At 65.5% G+C, this 15,818-nt stretch carries 14 protein-coding genes; 10 read left to right on the plus strand and 4 right to left on the minus strand.

Going from position 1 to position 15,818, the window contains the following annotated elements:
• Positions 1 to 58 precede the first annotated feature (58 nt).
• The 10 genes from murD (at position 59) to lpxC (ending at position 11,481) form a co-directional block, all read left to right on the plus strand.
• Positions 59 to 1,876 carry a UDP-N-acetylmuramoyl-L-alanine--D-glutamate ligase gene (gene murD / locus Q0O05_RS00210; protein ID WP_293659768.1) on the plus strand — a complete coding sequence of 606 codons (1,818 nt, stop codon included), beginning with the start codon at positions 59 to 61 and terminating at the stop codon, positions 1,874 to 1,876.
• Positions 1,873 to 3,123: a putative lipid II flippase FtsW gene (gene ftsW, locus Q0O05_RS00215; RefSeq protein WP_293659729.1), complete on the plus strand. Its 1,251-nt coding sequence runs from the start codon at positions 1,873 to 1,875 to the stop codon at positions 3,121 to 3,123. The genes murD and ftsW overlap by 4 nt, the downstream gene beginning before the upstream one ends.
• Positions 3,120 to 4,268, plus strand: coding sequence for an undecaprenyldiphospho-muramoylpentapeptide beta-N-acetylglucosaminyltransferase (gene murG, locus Q0O05_RS00220; protein WP_293659731.1), 1,149 nt, complete (start codon positions 3,120 to 3,122; stop codon positions 4,266 to 4,268). Before ftsW ends, murG begins: the two co-directional genes overlap by 4 nt.
• Positions 4,265 to 5,716, plus strand: a complete 1,452-nt coding sequence (gene murC, locus Q0O05_RS00225; RefSeq protein ID WP_293659733.1) for a UDP-N-acetylmuramate--L-alanine ligase — start codon at positions 4,265 to 4,267, stop codon at positions 5,714 to 5,716. The genes murG and murC overlap by 4 nt, the downstream gene beginning before the upstream one ends.
• Positions 5,713 to 6,681 carry a D-alanine--D-alanine ligase gene (locus tag Q0O05_RS00230; protein ID WP_293659735.1) on the plus strand — a complete coding sequence of 323 codons (969 nt, stop codon included), beginning with the start codon at positions 5,713 to 5,715 and terminating at the stop codon, positions 6,679 to 6,681. Before murC ends, Q0O05_RS00230 begins: the two co-directional genes overlap by 4 nt.
• Positions 6,678 to 7,463: a cell division protein FtsQ/DivIB gene (locus Q0O05_RS00235; RefSeq protein ID WP_293659737.1), complete on the plus strand. Its 786-nt coding sequence runs from the start codon at positions 6,678 to 6,680 to the stop codon at positions 7,461 to 7,463. The genes Q0O05_RS00230 and Q0O05_RS00235 overlap by 4 nt, the downstream gene beginning before the upstream one ends.
• A 23-nt stretch (positions 7,464 to 7,486) precedes the next feature.
• Positions 7,487 to 8,716, plus strand: coding sequence for a cell division protein FtsA (ftsA, locus tag Q0O05_RS00240; protein ID WP_293659739.1), 1,230 nt, complete (start codon positions 7,487 to 7,489; stop codon positions 8,714 to 8,716).
• A gap of 172 nt (positions 8,717 to 8,888) precedes the next feature.
• Entirely contained in the window at positions 8,889 to 9,221 is a 333-nt protein-coding gene (locus Q0O05_RS00245) for a flagellar transcriptional regulator FlhD (RefSeq protein ID WP_293659770.1), read from the plus strand.
• A gap of 51 nt (positions 9,222 to 9,272) precedes the next feature.
• A complete protein-coding gene (gene ftsZ / locus Q0O05_RS00250) occupies positions 9,273 to 10,511 on the plus strand; it encodes a cell division protein FtsZ (RefSeq protein WP_293659741.1) in 1,239 nt (412 codons plus the stop codon).
• A gap of 46 nt (positions 10,512 to 10,557) precedes the next feature.
• Positions 10,558 to 11,481, plus strand: coding sequence for a UDP-3-O-acyl-N-acetylglucosamine deacetylase (gene lpxC, locus Q0O05_RS00255; RefSeq protein WP_293659743.1), 924 nt, complete (start codon positions 10,558 to 10,560; stop codon positions 11,479 to 11,481).
• Positions 11,482 to 11,522: 41 nt separating this feature from the next.
• Here the strand turns inward: lpxC and ruvC are convergent, their stop codons facing one another.
• Genes ruvC through Q0O05_RS00275 form a run of 4 tightly spaced genes read right to left on the minus strand, consistent with a single transcriptional unit; the run spans position 11,523 to position 15,818 of the window.
• Positions 11,523 to 12,071, minus strand: coding sequence for a crossover junction endodeoxyribonuclease RuvC (gene ruvC, locus Q0O05_RS00260; RefSeq protein WP_293659745.1), 549 nt, complete (start codon positions 12,069 to 12,071; stop codon positions 11,523 to 11,525).
• An 11-nt stretch (positions 12,072 to 12,082) separates the two neighbouring features.
• A complete protein-coding gene (gene mtgA, locus Q0O05_RS00265; RefSeq protein WP_293659772.1) occupies positions 12,083 to 12,826 on the minus strand; it encodes a monofunctional biosynthetic peptidoglycan transglycosylase in 744 nt (247 codons plus the stop codon).
• Between the two features lie 53 nt (positions 12,827 to 12,879).
• On the minus strand, positions 12,880 to 13,680 hold the full coding sequence (locus Q0O05_RS00270; protein ID WP_293659774.1) for a TonB family protein: 801 nt from the start codon (positions 13,678 to 13,680) through the stop codon (positions 12,880 to 12,882).
• Positions 13,681 to 13,739: 59 nt separating this feature from the next.
• Positions 13,740 to 15,818: an RNB domain-containing ribonuclease gene (locus tag Q0O05_RS00275; protein WP_293659747.1), complete on the minus strand. Its 2,079-nt coding sequence runs from the start codon at positions 15,816 to 15,818 to the stop codon at positions 13,740 to 13,742.

The following is a 15,818-nucleotide window of genomic DNA, read 5'->3' on the forward strand; positions in this document are numbered from 1 at the left end:
TCCCGTGCAGCATTCCCCCCTTGAGCCCATGCTCACACCGGCGCCTGACGCCGGCGGGATGCTGCACGCGCCTGCGCGGCCTTTGCCCACCACCCTGAACGCCGCCCAGGAGGCGGCCGAATTCGTGGCCCGCATTTTTGCGGACCCGCAGAGCGATAAAGAGGGCGACAAGTACAGCGAAAAGGGCGAACAAGTCACAGAACCGGCGGCTGGCGGGCAAGAGCGTCCTGCGCCGCATCCAGCAGGAGACAGTGACGTCCAAGCCACCGCGCCCGCAGGCCCTGCGACGGAATCAGCCGTGTTCGCCCCGCTGGCCGGCCAGCAGGTGCTGATTTTGGGGCTGGGTGTCTCGGGTCTGGCCATGGCGCGCTGGTGCGTTCTGGGTGGCGCTGCCCGCGTCACGGTTGCTGACACACGCCCCGCCCCGCCGCAGCTGACCGCGCTGCGCGAGGAGCTGCCAGAGGTGCATTTTGTGGCCGGCCCGTTTGCGGCTTCGCTGGTCGAGGGCAAGGGTTTGCAGGCGCTTTACCGCTCGCCGGGCCTGAGTCCCGACGAAATTGCTCCTGTTTTAGGAGCTGCTAACGCAGAATTGATAAGCGTTGGTGGCGAATTAAGCCTGTTTTCTGCGGCCCTGGACTTGCTGCGCGCCCAACGCGGCTACCAGCCCGCCGTGTTGGCCATTACCGGCACCAACGGCAAAACCACGGTCACCTCGCTCACCGGGCAGCTCATGGCCCATGCCGGCAAGACGGTGGCGGTGGCGGGGAACATTGGCCCCACGCTGCTCGACACCCTGACGCTGCATCTGCAGTCCGGCAGCCTGCCCGAGGCCTGGGTGCTGGAACTCTCGAGCTTCCAGCTCGATGCGGCGGGCCGCTTTGAGCCCACGGCGGCTGTGGTGCTCAACGTCACCCAGGACCACCTCGACTGGCACGGCAGCATGACGGCCTATGCCGCAGCCAAGGCCCGCATCTTCGGCGAGCGCGCCCTGATGGTGCTCAACCGCGACGATGAGACCGTCATGGCGATGCTCCACAAGGCCCCGGCGGACGACGCCCAAGGCAAGCCCCCCGCAAATCTCGCCACCCGCGCTCGCACGCAACGCGCCCAAGACAAGATACCGGAGCGCGCTCACACCACCTACGGCGCGGACCTGCCCCGGCGCCCCGGCGACTTCGGCATGGAAGAGGTGGGCGGCATGGTCTGGCTGGTGCGCGCGCTGGAAGCCGATGAAACCCGCAAGCGCCGCAAGGATGAGGAAGAGGAAATCCACATCCAGCGCCTGATGCCGGCCGATGCCCTGCGCATCCGCGGCCGTCACAACGCCGGCAATGCTCTGGCAGCGCTGGCCCTGTGCGCCTCAGCGGGATGCGCTCTGGGCCCGATCTTGTACGGCCTGCGCGAATACCGCGGCGAGTCCCACCGGGTGGAGCCTATCGGCATGCTCGGAGATGTGGAGTTCTTTGACGACAGCAAAGGCACCAACGTGGGCGCCACCGTGGCAGCCCTGCAGGGCCTGGGCGCAGAGCGGCGTGTGGTCGTCATTCTGGGCGGCGAGGGCAAGGGCCAGGATTTCGGGCCACTGGCCGCGCCGCTGGCCCGCTATGCCCGCGCAGCGGTGCTGATAGGGCGCGATGCCGCGCGGATTCGCAGTGCGCTGGAGGGAGCAGGCGTGGCTCTCTTGGACGCCGCCAGCATGGAAGAGGCCGTCGCGCTGGCCCACGGCAAGGCCCACGCTGGTGATGCGGTGCTGATGTCGCCCGCCTGCGCCAGCTTTGACATGTTTGACAACTATGAGCACCGCGCCCGGGTGTTCTGCGAGGCCGTGCGTGCGCTGGCCTTGGAGCGGGGCACCGATCTGGAGCAGCAAGCATGAAGCTCCTGCCCCGCGCTTGGTTAGACCGCTTCGCGCCCCGGGAGGCCGGGGCCGGCGCCGCGCTGCCGGTGCGTCTGGGCGGGCGCGGTTCCTTCGCGGCCAGCACCGCGCCGGCGCAGGTCAAGGGCTTCGACCAGCCGCTGGCCATGGTGACGGCAGCGCTGTTGCTTTGGGGCCTGGTGATGGTGTATTCCGCCTCCATTGCGATGCCGGACAACCCCAGGTTCACCAACTACACCCACACATACTTCTTGATCCGCCACTCGGTGTCGCTGGTCATGGCCTTTGTGGCGGCGCTGATTGCCTTTCAGGTGCCGATCCAGACCTGGGAGCGGATGGCTCCGTGGATCTTGATTGCGGCGCTGCTCCTCCTGATTCTGGTGCTGGGTGTGGGCCGTGAAGTGAACGGCGCCAAGCGCTGGATGTCACTGGGCGTGGTGAACTTCCAGCCTTCTGAGCTGGCCAAACTGGCGGTGGTGCTGTATGCCGCCGGCTACATGGTCCGCAAGATGGACGTGAAAGAGCACTTCTTCCGCGCGGTGGCGCCAATGGCGGCGGCGGTCGCGGTGATCGGCCTGCTGCTGCTGGCCGAGCCGGACATGGGCGCCTTCATGGTGATCGCGGTGATTGCCATGGGCATCCTGTTCCTCGGCGGAGTGAATGCCCGCATGTTCTTCCTGATTGCGGCGGTCATTGTGGTGGCCTTCGCCCTGATGATTGCTTTCTCGGAGTGGCGGCGGGAGCGCATTTTTGCCTACCTCGACCCGTGGAACGCGAAGTACGCCCTAGGCAAAGGCTACCAGCTGACGCATGCGCTGATTGCCATCGGTCGCGGCGAGATATTCGGCGTGGGCCTGGGCGGCAGCGTAGAAAAACTGCACTACCTCACCGAAGCGCATACCGACTTTCTGCTGGCCATCCTTGGCGAGGAATTCGGTCTGGTCGGCGTTGTCACCGTCATCGCGCTGTTCTTCTGGATGACACGCCGCATCATGCACATCGGCCGCCAGGCCATCGCGCTGGACCGGGTGTTTGCCGGCCTGCTGGCGCAGGGCGTGGGTGTGTGGATAGGCTTTCAGGCCTTCATCAATATCGGCGTGAACCTCGGCGCCCTGCCCACCAAGGGCCTGACCCTCCCTCTGATGAGCTATGGCGGCTCGGCCATCCTGCTCAACCTTGTCGCCATCGCCATGGTGTTGCGGGTGGACTATGAAAACAGGCAACTGATGCACGGGGGGCGGGTATGACGCAGAAGCAGACCCTGGGGGCGCAGCGCGTCGCGCTCATCATGGCCGGCGGCACCGGCGGCCACATTTTCCCGGGCCTGGCGGTGGCGCAGGCGCTTCTGGACAAGGGCTGGCGCGTGCACTGGCTGGGCGCGCCGGGCAGCATGGAGAGCCGCCTGGTTCCGCAGCGTGGCATACCGCTGGAGCTTGTGGCGTTCGGCGGCCTGCGGGGCAAGGGTGTGGTGACGATTGCGCTGCTGCCGCTCATGCTGCTGCGCGCCTTCTGGCAGAGCCTGCGGGTGGTGCTGCGGGTGAAGCCCGATGTGCTGGTGGGACTGGGCGGATACATCACCTTCCCCGGCGGCATGATGGGCGTGCTGTGCGGCAAGCCGCTGGTCTTGCACGAACAAAATTCGGTGGCCGGCCTGGCCAATAAAGTGCTCGCCGGCGTGGCGGACCGGGTGTTCAGCGCCTTCCCCGGCGTATTGCCCAAGGCCCAGTGGGTGGGCAACCCCCTGCGCGCCGAGTTTTTGAATCATCCCGCGCCCGAAGCCCGCTTTGCTGGCCGCAGCGGTGCGCTCAGGGTGCTGGTGGTGGGGGGAAGTTTGGGAGCCCGCGCGCTCAATACCGTGGTGCCGCAGGCCCTGGCCCTCATCCCCGCACCGCAGCGCCCGGTGCTTACCCACCAGGCGGGCGAGAAGCAGATTGACGAACTGCGCGCCAATTACGCGGCCGCTGGAATTGACGCGGTGGAGGGCTACACCCATGCCGATCCCAACGTCGACGCAGCCAGCGACGCGCAGCCCGCGGTCACCATCACCCCCTTCATCGCCGACACCGCGCAGGCCTTCGCCGATGCCGACCTGGTCATCTGCCGCGCCGGCGCCAGCACGGTGACCGAGATAGCCGCCATCGGCGCGGCGGCGGCCTTCGTGCCTTTCCCCTCGGCGGTCGACGACCACCAGACCGGCAACGCGCGCTTCCTGGTCGATCAGGGCGGCGGCTGGCTGCTTCCCCAGAGCGAACTCACCCCCCGAGGGTTGGCCGATATGCTATTGAAAACAGAGCGCTCTGCGCTTATGCAGCGGGCGCTAGAGGCCAAAAAGATGCAAAAACTACACGCCACCGAAGCCGTGGTGGCAGCGTGCGAGGAGCTTGCCGCATGAAGCACGCCATCAAACACATTCACTTCGTCGGCATCGGCGGGTCGGGCATGTCGGGCATTGCCGAAGTGCTCGGCAACCTGGGTTACGTGATCTCCGGCTCCGACCTGGCCGATAGCGCCACCACCCGCCGCCTAAGTGCTCTTGGCATTCAAACCTTCCTCGGCCACGATGCCGCCCATGTCGATGGCGCAGATGCGGTAGTCACCTCCACCGCGGTGCAGGCCGACAACCCCGAAGTGGTGCGCGCCCGCGAGCGCAAGATTCCGGTCGTACCGCGCGCCCTGATGCTCGCCGAGCTGATGCGCCTGAAGCAGGGTATCGCGATTGCCGGCACCCACGGCAAAACAACCACCACCAGCCTGGTGGCCAGCGTGCTGGCGGAGGCCGGGCTGGACCCGACCTTCGTGATCGGCGGGCGCCTCAACAGCGCCGGCGCCAACGCGCGCCTGGGCAGCGGCGAGCACATCGTCGTCGAGGCCGACGAGTCGGATGCGTCATTCCTGAACCTGTTGCCGGTGATGGCGGTGGTGACCAACATCGACGCCGACCACATGGAAACCTACGGCCACGATTTCGGCCGGCTGAAAAAGGCGTTTGTCGACTTCCTGCACCGCATGCCGTTTTATGGCACGGCCATCCTATGTACCGACGACCCCGCGGTGCGTGACATCAGCCAGCAGGTCACCTGCCCGATCACCAGCTACGGCTTCAACGAGGACGCCGAGGTCCGCGCGCTGAACGTACGCGCTGTGGGCGGCCAGATGCACTTCACCGTGCAGCGCCGCAACGGCGTGGTGCTGCCCGATCTGGAGGTGGTACTCAACCTGCCGGGGCGCCACAACGTGCTCAACGCCTTGTCGGCCATTGCGGTGGCGGTGGAGCTCAATATTGACGATGCGGCCGTCGTGCGGGCTCTGGCCGAGTTCAAGGGCGTGGGGCGCCGCTTCCAGCGCTATGGCGACTGGGCACTGCCCGCCATGAACGGCGCGGCGCGCGGCACCATCACGGTGATTGATGACTACGGACACCACCCGGTGGAAATGGCCGCCACCTTGGCCGCAGCGCGGGGCGCCTTCCCCGGCCGGCGGCTGGTGCTGGCCTTTCAGCCGCACCGCTACACCCGCACCCGCGACTGCTTTGAAGATTTTGTGAAGGTCATCGGCGCCGGTGCCGATGCGGTGCTGCTGGCCGAGGTGTACGCGGCCGGCGAGGCGCCCATCGTTGCCGCCGACGGCCGCACGCTGGCCCGGGCCCTGCGGGTGGCCGCCCGGGTGGAGCCTTTGTTTGTGGACCAGATTGCCGACATGCCGCAGGTTGCGGTGGCCAATGCGCAGGACGGCGATGTGATCATCTGCATGGGCGCCGGATCTATTGGCGCGGTACCGGCCAAAATTGTCGAGCTGCTACAAAATAGTGAGCACTCTACGCAGCAAGGGCATGCGCTATGAGCCAAAACGCCTTTAATCTGACGGCGGCAGGTCTTGGCAAAGTGGCCGTGCTGATGGGCGGTGCGTCCGCCGAGCGCGAGGTGTCGCTCATGTCAGGCAGCGGCGTGCTCAAGGCGCTGCAGGCGCGCGGCGTCGATGCCTACGCCTTTGACCCTGCCGAGCGCGCGCTCGACGCGCTCAAGCGCGAAGGGTTTGAGCGCTGCTTTATCGCGCTGCACGGCCGCTTCGGCGAAGACGGCACGGTGCAGGGCGCGCTCGAGCTGCTGGGCATTCCGTACACCGGCTCCGGTGTGATGGCGTCCAGCATCTCCATGGACAAGGTCATGACCAAGCGCATCTGGCGCTTCGAAGGGCTGTCCACCCCCGCCTGGCAGCAGGTGCAAAGCGCGGCCCAAACCCATGCCGCCTTTGCCGAATTGGGCGCACCGATGATCGTGAAGCCCGCCCGCGAGGGCTCGTCGATTGGCTTCACCAAGGTCATGTCGGCAGACCAGTGCGACGCAGCCTACGCGCTGGCGGCGCAGCACGACAGCCATGTGCTGTGCGAGCAGTTCATCGCCGGCGACGAGGTGACCTGCCCTATCTGGGGGCCCACCGCCACGCCCGAGGCGCTGCCGGTGATCCGCATCGTCGCCCCCGAAGGCAACTACGACTACCAGAACAAATACTTCACCGACAGCACCCAGTACCTCGTGCCCGCAGGCCTGCCGGAGGGAGAGGAAGAGGCGATTCAGGCGCTGGTCTGCAAGGCCTACCAGGTGCTGGGCTGCCGCGGCTGGGCGCGGGCCGACGTGATGATTGACGCCGCCAGCCGCACTCCCTATCTGCTGGAGATCAACACCTCGCCGGGCATGACCGGTCACTCGCTGGTACCCATGTCGGCCCGCGCGGCGGGCATCAGCTACGAAGACCTGTGCGTGCGGTTATTGCAAAGCACCGCCACCGACGGAGGGACCGACGCGTGAACCCATCTGTTGCCATGCCGCTGGACGTCAAGCTGATGAACGGCACCGCGCTGCTGCTGGTGCTGGGCTTTGTGGTCCTGAGCGTGGTGGCGGGCGGGCAGTGGCTGGGCCGCTTGCCGGTGTTTTCGCTCAAGGGCGTGACGGTGATGGGCGACATGAACCACAACAGCCCCCTGACCCTGCGCGCCAACGTGGCGCCGGGTCTGAACGGCAACTTCTTCTCGGTCGACCTGGCCCGCGCACGCAAAGCCTTTGAGTCGGTGCCCTGGGTGCGTCATGCGGTGGTGCGGCGCGAGTTTCCCAACCGTCTGCGGGTGGAGCTGCAGGAGCATGTGGCAGTGGCTTATTGGGGCGCGGAGCCCGAGCTGCGGCTGATGAACAGCTATGGCGAGGTGTTTGAGGCCAATCTGGGCGAGGTAGAGCAGGACAACCTGCCCAAGCTCAGCGGCCCCGACGGACAGAGCGCCGACGTCCTGGCCATGTATCGCACGCTGGCGCCGCTGCTCACCGGCATGGATATGCCGCTGGAGCTGCTTGAGCTCACCGGGCGCGGGAGCTGGCGGGCGCGGCTCGATGGTGGCGCGGTGATTGAGCTCGGACGCGGCGCGCCCGACGAGGTGGGCGATCGCCTGCAAAGGTTTTTGAAAACGCTGACCCAGGTCACTTCGCGCTATGCGCGCTCGCCGGGCTCGTTGGAGTCGGCGGACCTGCGTCACGTCAACGGATATGCAGTGAAGCTGCGCGGCGTGACCACGCTGGCGGCAGACGGTGGCAAGAAATAGCGGCAACGAAGCAGGGTACAACTATGGCAAAAGAATACAAAGATCTCGTCGTCGGGCTGGACATCGGCACCGCCAAGGTCATGGCGGTGGTGGCGGAGATCATGCCCGGCGGCGAGCTCAAGCTGGCCGGCTTTGGCGTGGCGCCAAGCAACGGGCTCAAGCGAGGCGTGGTGGTCAACATCGACGCCACCGTGGCCAGCATCCAGCAGGCCCTCAAAGAAGCCGAGTTCATGGCCGACTGCAAGATCACGCGCGTCTACACCGGCATCACCGGAAGCCACATCCGCGGCCTGAACTCCAGCGGCATGGTGGCGGTGAAAGACCGCGAAGTGACCCAGGCCGATGTGGCCCGCGTGGTGGAGACTGCCAAGGCCATCAATATTTCGACCGACCAGCGCCTGCTTCTGGTGGAGCCGCAGGAATTCATCATCGACGGGCAGGACGTGCGTGAGCCCATTGGCATGAGCGGCATCCGCCTCGAGGCCAAGGTGCACATCGTGACCGGCGCCCAGAGCGCGGCGGAAAACATCATCAAGTGCGTGCGTCGCTGCGGCCTCGAAGTTGAGCAGCTCATGCTCAACCCCCTGGCCAGCAGCCTGTCAGTGCTCACCGCGGACGAGCGCGAACTCGGCGTGGCGCTGGTGGACATCGGCGCGGGCACGACGGATGTGGCCATCTTCACCAACGGCGCCATCCGCCACACCGCGGTGATTCCGATTGCCGGGGACCTCATCACCAGCGACATCGCCATGGCGCTGCGCACCCCGACCAAGGACGCCGAAGACATCAAGGTCGAGTCGGGCCATGCCAAGCAGCTGCTGGTGGACCCCGAGATGCAGGTCGAAGTACCCGGCCTGGGCGACCGCGGCCCGCGCATGCTCAGCCGCCAGGCGCTGGCCGGCGTGATTGAGCCGCGGATAGAAGAAATCTTCTCGCTGGTGAACCAGGTCATGCGCGACTCCGGCTACGAGGAGGTGCTCTCCAGCGGCATCGTGCTCACCGGTGGCAGCTGCATCATGCCCGGCATGGTCGAGCTGGGCGAAGACATCTTCTTGAAGCCGGTGCGCCGCGGCGTTCCCAAATACAACAGCGCCCTGTCCGACATGGTGGCCCAGCCCCGCGCCGCCACGGTGATGGGCCTGCTCGAAGAGGCCCGGATTGCCCGCATGCGCGGCTACAAGGTGGCGCAGAAGTCCGGCTCCATGAAATCAGCGTTCAGTTCCGTCAAGGACTGGTTTGTAGGGAACTTTTAATCATGCCAAACACCGCACTGAACACCTGCCCCTGCACGCTGTTGCCCCGCTTTCACTGGGGCCTGATCCGGGTCATCGTGCACCGAGGCCTGGACCCCCCGGGCCGGCCAAGCCCCCATGCAAGTCCCCCTTTGTTGGAATTAAGTCGTCGAAGAATTATTGGAATGAGGAGATAACGAATATGCAAGCCCACATACAGGCCGAAATTCGCGATGCCAACCTGGCGTACTTGAACATGGCCCAGAACCTGATCCGTCAGGACCTGCCGTCTGCGCTGAAGATTCTGGGGATGTCGGAAGACGCCGCAGAAATCATCAAGACGCTGTCAGAGAGCCAGAAGGCCAGTATCGCTTCCAGCGACATCCTGCTCTGCCGCTTCGGCGTCAGTGACGACGTGGTCTGGGGATTGCTCACCAGCCACCCCGCGCCCAAGCCCGAGGCCGAGCGCGCCACCCGACTGCTGGCCGACATCCTGCTCGCAGGCCGCATGACCATGGCCGCCTGAGCTGCCACACACCCCTTTATTCAATTAGTTAGCGTTTCAAGGAGAGAGAGCATGAGCATCGAAATGATCGAAGAAGAAACCTTCAACCAAGGCACACAGATCAAGGTCATCGGCGTGGGCGGCGGCGGCGGCAACGCGGTCGAGCACATGATCGTGACCGGTGTGAACGGCGTGGAATTCATCTGCGCCAACACCGACGCGCAGGCCCTGAGCCGCAGCTCGGCGCACAAGACAATTCAGCTAGGCGTCACCGGCCTTGGCGCCGGCAGCAAGCCCGACAAGGGCCGCGAAGCCGCTGAACAAGCTGAAGCCGCCATCCGCCAAGCCATCGAAGGCGCGCACATGCTCTTCATCACCGCCGGCATGGGCGGCGGCACCGGCACCGGCGCTGCCCCCGTGATTGCCAAAGTCGCCAAAGACATGGGCATCCTGACCGTGGGCGTGGTGACCAAACCCTTCGACTTTGAAGGCGGACGCCGCATGAGCAATGCCGAATCCGGCTTGTCGGATCTTGAAGCCAATGTGGACTCGCTCATTGTGGTGCTGAATGAAAAGCTGCTCCAAGTGTTGGACGAAGATGTGGCGCAGGAAGCCGCATTCGCCCATGCCAACGACGTGCTGAAGAACGCCGTTGGCGGGATTGCCGAAATCATCAACGTCAAGGGCGAAATCAACGCCGACTTTGAAGACGTGCGCACCGTCATGGGTGAACCCGGCAAGGCCATGATGGGCACGGCGACCGCCAGCGGCCCTGACCGCGCCCGCATCGCCGCCGAGCAGGCAGTGGCCTGCCCGCTGCTCGAGGGCGTGGACCTCTCCGGCGCCAAGGGTGTGCTGGTGCTGATCACTGCCTGCAAGGGATCCCTGAAGCTCAAAGAATCCAAGGTGGCGATGGAGACCATCCGCGCCTGCGCATCGGCCGATGCCCATGTGATCTACGGTACCGCCAACGACGACACGCTGGGTGACGAAATCCGCGTCACCGTGATTGCGACCGGCCTCAGCCGCAACGGCACCCGCCGCACTGCGCCCCCACTGCAGGTGCTGCGCACCGGCACCGATAACGTGCCCTTTCATGTGCCCACCATCACCGCACTGGCCAGTCCCGCAGGCGCCGGCCACAGCCTGGGCGGCGGCTCAGCAGCAGCCCAGCCCGACTACGGCAGCATGACCACCCCGAGCGTCTGGCGCCACAACCGCACCCAGGCAGCCGCCAAGGTGGACGCCCTGTCTACCGGCGGCATGGAAGACATTGAGATTCCCGCCTTCCTGCGCAAGCAGGCGGATTGATCGGATACGTGGTCGGGGATTTCCCGGGAACTTTTACAATCCCAACGTGCTTAAACAAAGAACCCTGAAGTCCCTCACCCGCGCCGTTGGCGTGGGCCTGCACAGCGGCCAGCGTGTCGAGATCACCTTGCGGCCTGCTGCGCCGGACACCGGCATTGTGTTCAGGCGGGTGGACTTGCCGCAGGCGCCGGATATTGCGGTGTCGGCCCAGGCGGTGACCGACACCCGTCTGGCGTCGACGCTGTCGTGTGGCAACGCCAAGGTGCACACGGTGGAACACCTGATGTCAGCCTGCGCCGGCCTTGGTGTGGACAACCTGTATGTCGACATTACCGCCGAGGAGGTGCCTATCCTTGACGGCTCGGCCGCCTCGTTTGTGTTCCTGCTGCAAAGCGCGGGCATCGAGATGCAAAACGCGCCGCGGCGCTTCATCCGCATCAACCGGCCGGTGGAGGTGCGCGAGGGCGAGGGCGCTAACGCCAAGTGGGCGCGGCTCGACCCCTTTCATGGCTACAAGCTCAGCTTCGAGATCGACTTTAACCATCCCGCCGTAGATTCCACTGGACAGCGGGTGGAGTTTGACCTGAGCACCGGCAGCTATTCGCGCGACATTGCCCGCGCCCGCACCTTCGGATTCACCAAAGACGTGGAGATGATGCGCGCCAACGGCCTGGCGCTCGGTGGCGGGCTGGACAACGCGATCGTCATGGATGACTACAAGGTCCTCAACACCGACGGACTGCGTTATGACGACGAGTTCGTGAAGCACAAAATCCTGGATGCCATGGGCGACCTCTACATCGTGGGCAAGCCCCTGCTGGCGGCCTACAGCGCGCGCCGCTCGGGCCATGCGCTCAACAACAAGCTGCTGCGCGAACTGCAGGCTCACCCCGAGGCCTGGGAGGTCGTGACCTTTGAAGACGTGCGGCAGGCGCCTCAGGGCTTTGCCCAGCCCGTGCGGGCCTGGTAATCCAGGGCATCACCTGGCTTGCTAAAGCTGAGGGCCCGGCTTCAGCGGCTGCGCCCGTCGCGGTAGTGCACCTTACCGTCGCCCCCCACCCCATTCGCGCCTGAGAGCAGCGCCATCGATTTGCCGGCGTGTGCGTGGGTAATCGCCAGGCCCAGCGCGTCGGCTGCGTCCGGCCCGGGCAGCCCGGGCAGGTTGAGCAGGCGCTTGACCATTTCCTGCACCTGATCCTTGTGGGCGCGGCCGTGGCCGGCCACCGCCTGCTTCATCTGCAGGGCGGTGTATTCAGCCACCGGCAGGTTGGCGCACACCAGCGCCGTGACCAGCGCACCACGCGCCTGCCCCAGCAGCAGGGTGGACTGCGGGTTGACGTTCACGAACACAATCTCGACCGAGGCGCAGGTGGGCTGGTAGCGCGCCACCACCTCTCCAATGCCGTCAAACAACACCTTGAGCCGTGCGGGCAGTGCGCGGGTGTCCAGGTGCTGGGTGCCGATGGTGCCGCTGGCAACATAGCGCACGTCCGCCCCCACTACGTCCACCAGGCCGAAGCCGGTGGTACGCAAGCCGGGGTCAATGCCAAGGATTCGCATGGAAAATAGCCTCAGGGGAGGCGCGCATCGCCCATCCGGGCCACGATGGTGCCGGCCCGCGCGCTCAGGTAAGCCGACTGGGGCATCTTCTCAAAGAACTTGGGGCGCGGCAGCATGACCGCCAGGCGCGCCGCCTCATAGGCGCTGAGCTGGCTAGCCGGTTTGCGGAAGTAGTGCCGCGCCGCCGCCTCTGCGCCAAACACGCCCTCGCCCCACTCCACGCTGTTGAGGTAAATCTCCAGGATGCGCTGCTTGCTGAGCAGCTGCTCCAGCAACAGGGTCAATACGAATTCCTGGCCCTTGCGCAGCAGCGTGCGCTCGCCGGACAAAAACAGGTTCTTGGCGAGCTGCTGGGTGATGGTGGATCCTCCGACTATCTTGGGTGGCTTGGCCGGCCGGCCGGACTCTGCCAGCTTCTCTGCGCGCCGCTCGGCCTGTCGCTCCGCTTTGGCGTTCTTGGACCAGGCTTTTTCCAGGGCGTCCCAGTCGACACCGTCATGTCGGCTGAAGCCGTCGTCCTCGGAGGCGATCACGGCGCGCTTGAGCGCATCGGACATCTGTCCGTAAGCCACCCACTCCTGCCGCCACGGAAGCGCTCCGGTCTGGCTGGCCACGCGCCAGACTTCCGAACGCTGAAAGGCGGTCGATTGCGGAGCAATCACCGCCATGGCGGCGATGCGCCCCACAAAATACACCTGCAGCGCCGCAAAGGCCAGTGCAAAGAGCAGCAGCAGTCGCAGCCCGGACTGGAACATCGAGCCGGAGGGCGAACCGTAAAGCGAACGGGAAGGTGGGCGGGCTTTGGATGTCATCGTGCAGACGAAGATACATCGGCTTCGAGTGTCTCATCGCGGGTGAACTTAAAGCGCGAGACCACCAGAATCTGGTCGGCCTGCCGGCGCATGGCTGGGCTGAACCTGCCGAAGGGGCCGGCAGAGCGGGCAATCGCCTGCGCCCGCTTGTCGAGGATGGGGGTGCCCGAGCTTTGCACGATTTCGGTGTCCAGCACCCGGCCATCAAAATTGACGGTGACGATCATGGTCAGCTCGCCATAGAGCTTCTTGCCCTGGCTTTGCGGAAAGTTGTTGGTGCCCTTGTCCTCAATCGCCTGCCGAAGCTGGTCGTAATAGACCGCGTACACCTCTTCACGCACCGCCGGGCTGACGTAGCGTTTCTTGGGCCGCGCGTTCTCCTGGTTGATGCGGCGCTCGATCTCGGCGAGCAGCTTGATGAGTTGCTGGCGTCTTTCCTCGCGCTCGGCTTCAGCCGCCTGGTCGGCTGCTTTGCGCGGGTCGGGCGGGGGCAGGGCGGCGAGCTGGCTTCTGACCTGCGCGAGCAGCAGGTTCTGCTGCGTTTGGAGACTTTTCAGCTGGCGGGCGCTTTCGTTTTCCAGCGTGTCGCCCAGATCGGTGAGCGCCGAGGGGGGCAGCGGGCTGGTGGCTCGGCCCTGAGCGGCTTCGCCTCCACCGGCCAGGCTGGTCTGCGCGATGGCCTGCGCCTTTTCGGGCTTTTCCTGGCTTTTGGTGTTGACCAGAATCACCTCCAGCGGGAGGTCTTCGAATACACGGTTGAAGGACTGCGGATCCACAAAACGGATGGTCAGCAGCATCGCATGCACCGCAATCGATACAGCCAAGGCCCATTGCAGTGTGGTCAGGCGTCGCAGGTTCACGGGGCGGCGGGTTCTGCGCCGGTGGCGGGCGCCTCGTTCACGTCGACGGCAATGGCCAGCGGGCCGGCCACCTCATCGTCGCCATCTTCTTCCGCGTCCGGCGCGCTATTTTGCGCATCATGGTCGGCATCAGCCGGGGTGTCCAGGCGCTCGATGACCGTGCCCTGTACGTCCAGGGTGATGAGGTCAATCTCGCCGAGCTTGACCCGCACCTTGGCGTGGCGCGGCAGGCCCTGCGCACCCAGCACCGGCAGCACCAGCGGAATGTCGTCGGCCCGCACCATGCCGTCTTTGAACAGGCTGGCGGTGAGCTCGGTCAGGCCCAGCTGCTGCACATGGCGCAGCGTCCAGAAGCGCTCCATCGCGCCCTGAAAGCCGTTGTAGGCGCTGTAGGCCGCGTCAAACGACGAGATGATGGCGAACAGCTCGGCATCCTTGGGCTTGAAGGGGGCCACCAGCGCGGCTGTCTTGCCGTGGCGCGCGCAGGCAATGATCTGCCACTGGTTGACCAGATCGGTGTAGCGGCGCAGCGGCGAGGTGGACCAGGCGTAGCTGGGCACACCGATACCCGCGTGGGGCAGCGCCTTGGTGCCCATGCGCACCTTGACGCCCGGCGCCAGGCTGGCCTGGCTGCGGTAGATGGCGGGCACGCCCTGCTCGGCCATCCATGCGCCCCAGGTGCTGTTGGCCAGAATCATGGTCTCGGCAACGATCAAATCCAGTGGCGCGCCGCGCTGGCGGATGCTGATGCGCACGGTCTCATCGCCCTGCGGAGGCCCGTCGGGAAGTGATTCGTCGCGGTGCAGCCGGAAGTTGTAGTCCGGCCGGCTGAAGGTCTCAGGCTTGCCGCGCACCACTTCGCGCCTGGCCTTCAGATCGCGCGCCAGCCGGTGCAAAAATGATAGCTGCTCGCGCAATACCGGCAATGGCTGAGGCGTGTTTTCATGCTCAAAAGACGGGTCTTGGAGCCAGGCCTCAGTCACCACCGCATCGAGCTGGTCGTGGCGCAGGTTGTGGGCAATGGGCACCCGCTCCAGCCGGGTCTCGCTGCCCAGAATGTCCAAGCTCGCCTCGTCAAAGCGCACATACAGCGACACCGCGGGGCAGTCCCGGCCCTCCTGCAGGGTGTAGGTTTGCACCACCTCGTCAGGCAGCATGGTGATTTTGTGTCCGGGCATGTAGACAGTAGACAGGCGGGCGCGGCCCAGCACATCGACCGGGCTGCCGGGTTGCACCGCCAGCGCCGGCGCGGCAATGTGAATGCCCACGGTTACCACGCCGCTGCCCAGGCCCTGCACGCTCAGCGCGTCGTCGATTTCGGTGGTCTGGGAGTCGTCAATCGAATAGGCCTGAACCGCGGCCAGCGGCAGCGCGTCGGCAATGGCCGGCGCGGCAATGGCGGCAAAGCCGGTGCCTTTGGGAAAGTTCTCCAGCACAAAGCGCTTCCAGTGGAACTGGTAGGGCGAGGCAATCGCGCCAGCCTTTTGCAGCAACTCAAGAGGTGCGATATGGGTGGCGCGGCTGGCTTCCACCACGGCCTTGTATTCGGGCGCGTTTTTGTCGGGCTTGAAGAGAATCTTGTAGAGCTGGTCCTGCACCGGCTGCGGGCATCTGCCGGCTGCCAGGTCGAGCGCCCATTGCGCGATTTGCTCGGCCAGCAGGCGCCTCTTTTCGATGGCGGCCAGGGCCTGGGCAATCACGTCGGCCGGGGCTTTTTTGAAGCGGCCCTTGCCCGCGCGGCGGAAGTAGTGCGGCGTCTCAAAGAGCTTGAACAGCATGCCCGCCTGTTCTGCTTGGCTGGCCTGTGCCGAAAAATAGTCCCGGGCCAGGTCGGCAAAGCCGAACTCGTCATCCGGCGCAAATTCATAGGCCATGTCCAGATCAATGGCACCGGCCTGGGCTTGCGCGGCGGCAATGAACTCCGCCGGCGCGGGCTTCTCAAACTGGATCAAAAAGTTGGCGGCCTTGACCTTGACCCGCTTGCCCGAGTCCAGCTCCACCTGCGCGGAGGCGTCAGCCTGCGAGAGCAGGCGGCCGGCCATGAATTTTCCGGCTTCTTCAAACAATAAAAACAT

The organism is Rhodoferax sp. OV413, from assembly GCF_945881795.1.
In the GTDB taxonomy this organism is placed as follows: Bacteria; Pseudomonadota; Gammaproteobacteria; order Burkholderiales; family Burkholderiaceae_C; genus Allorhodoferax.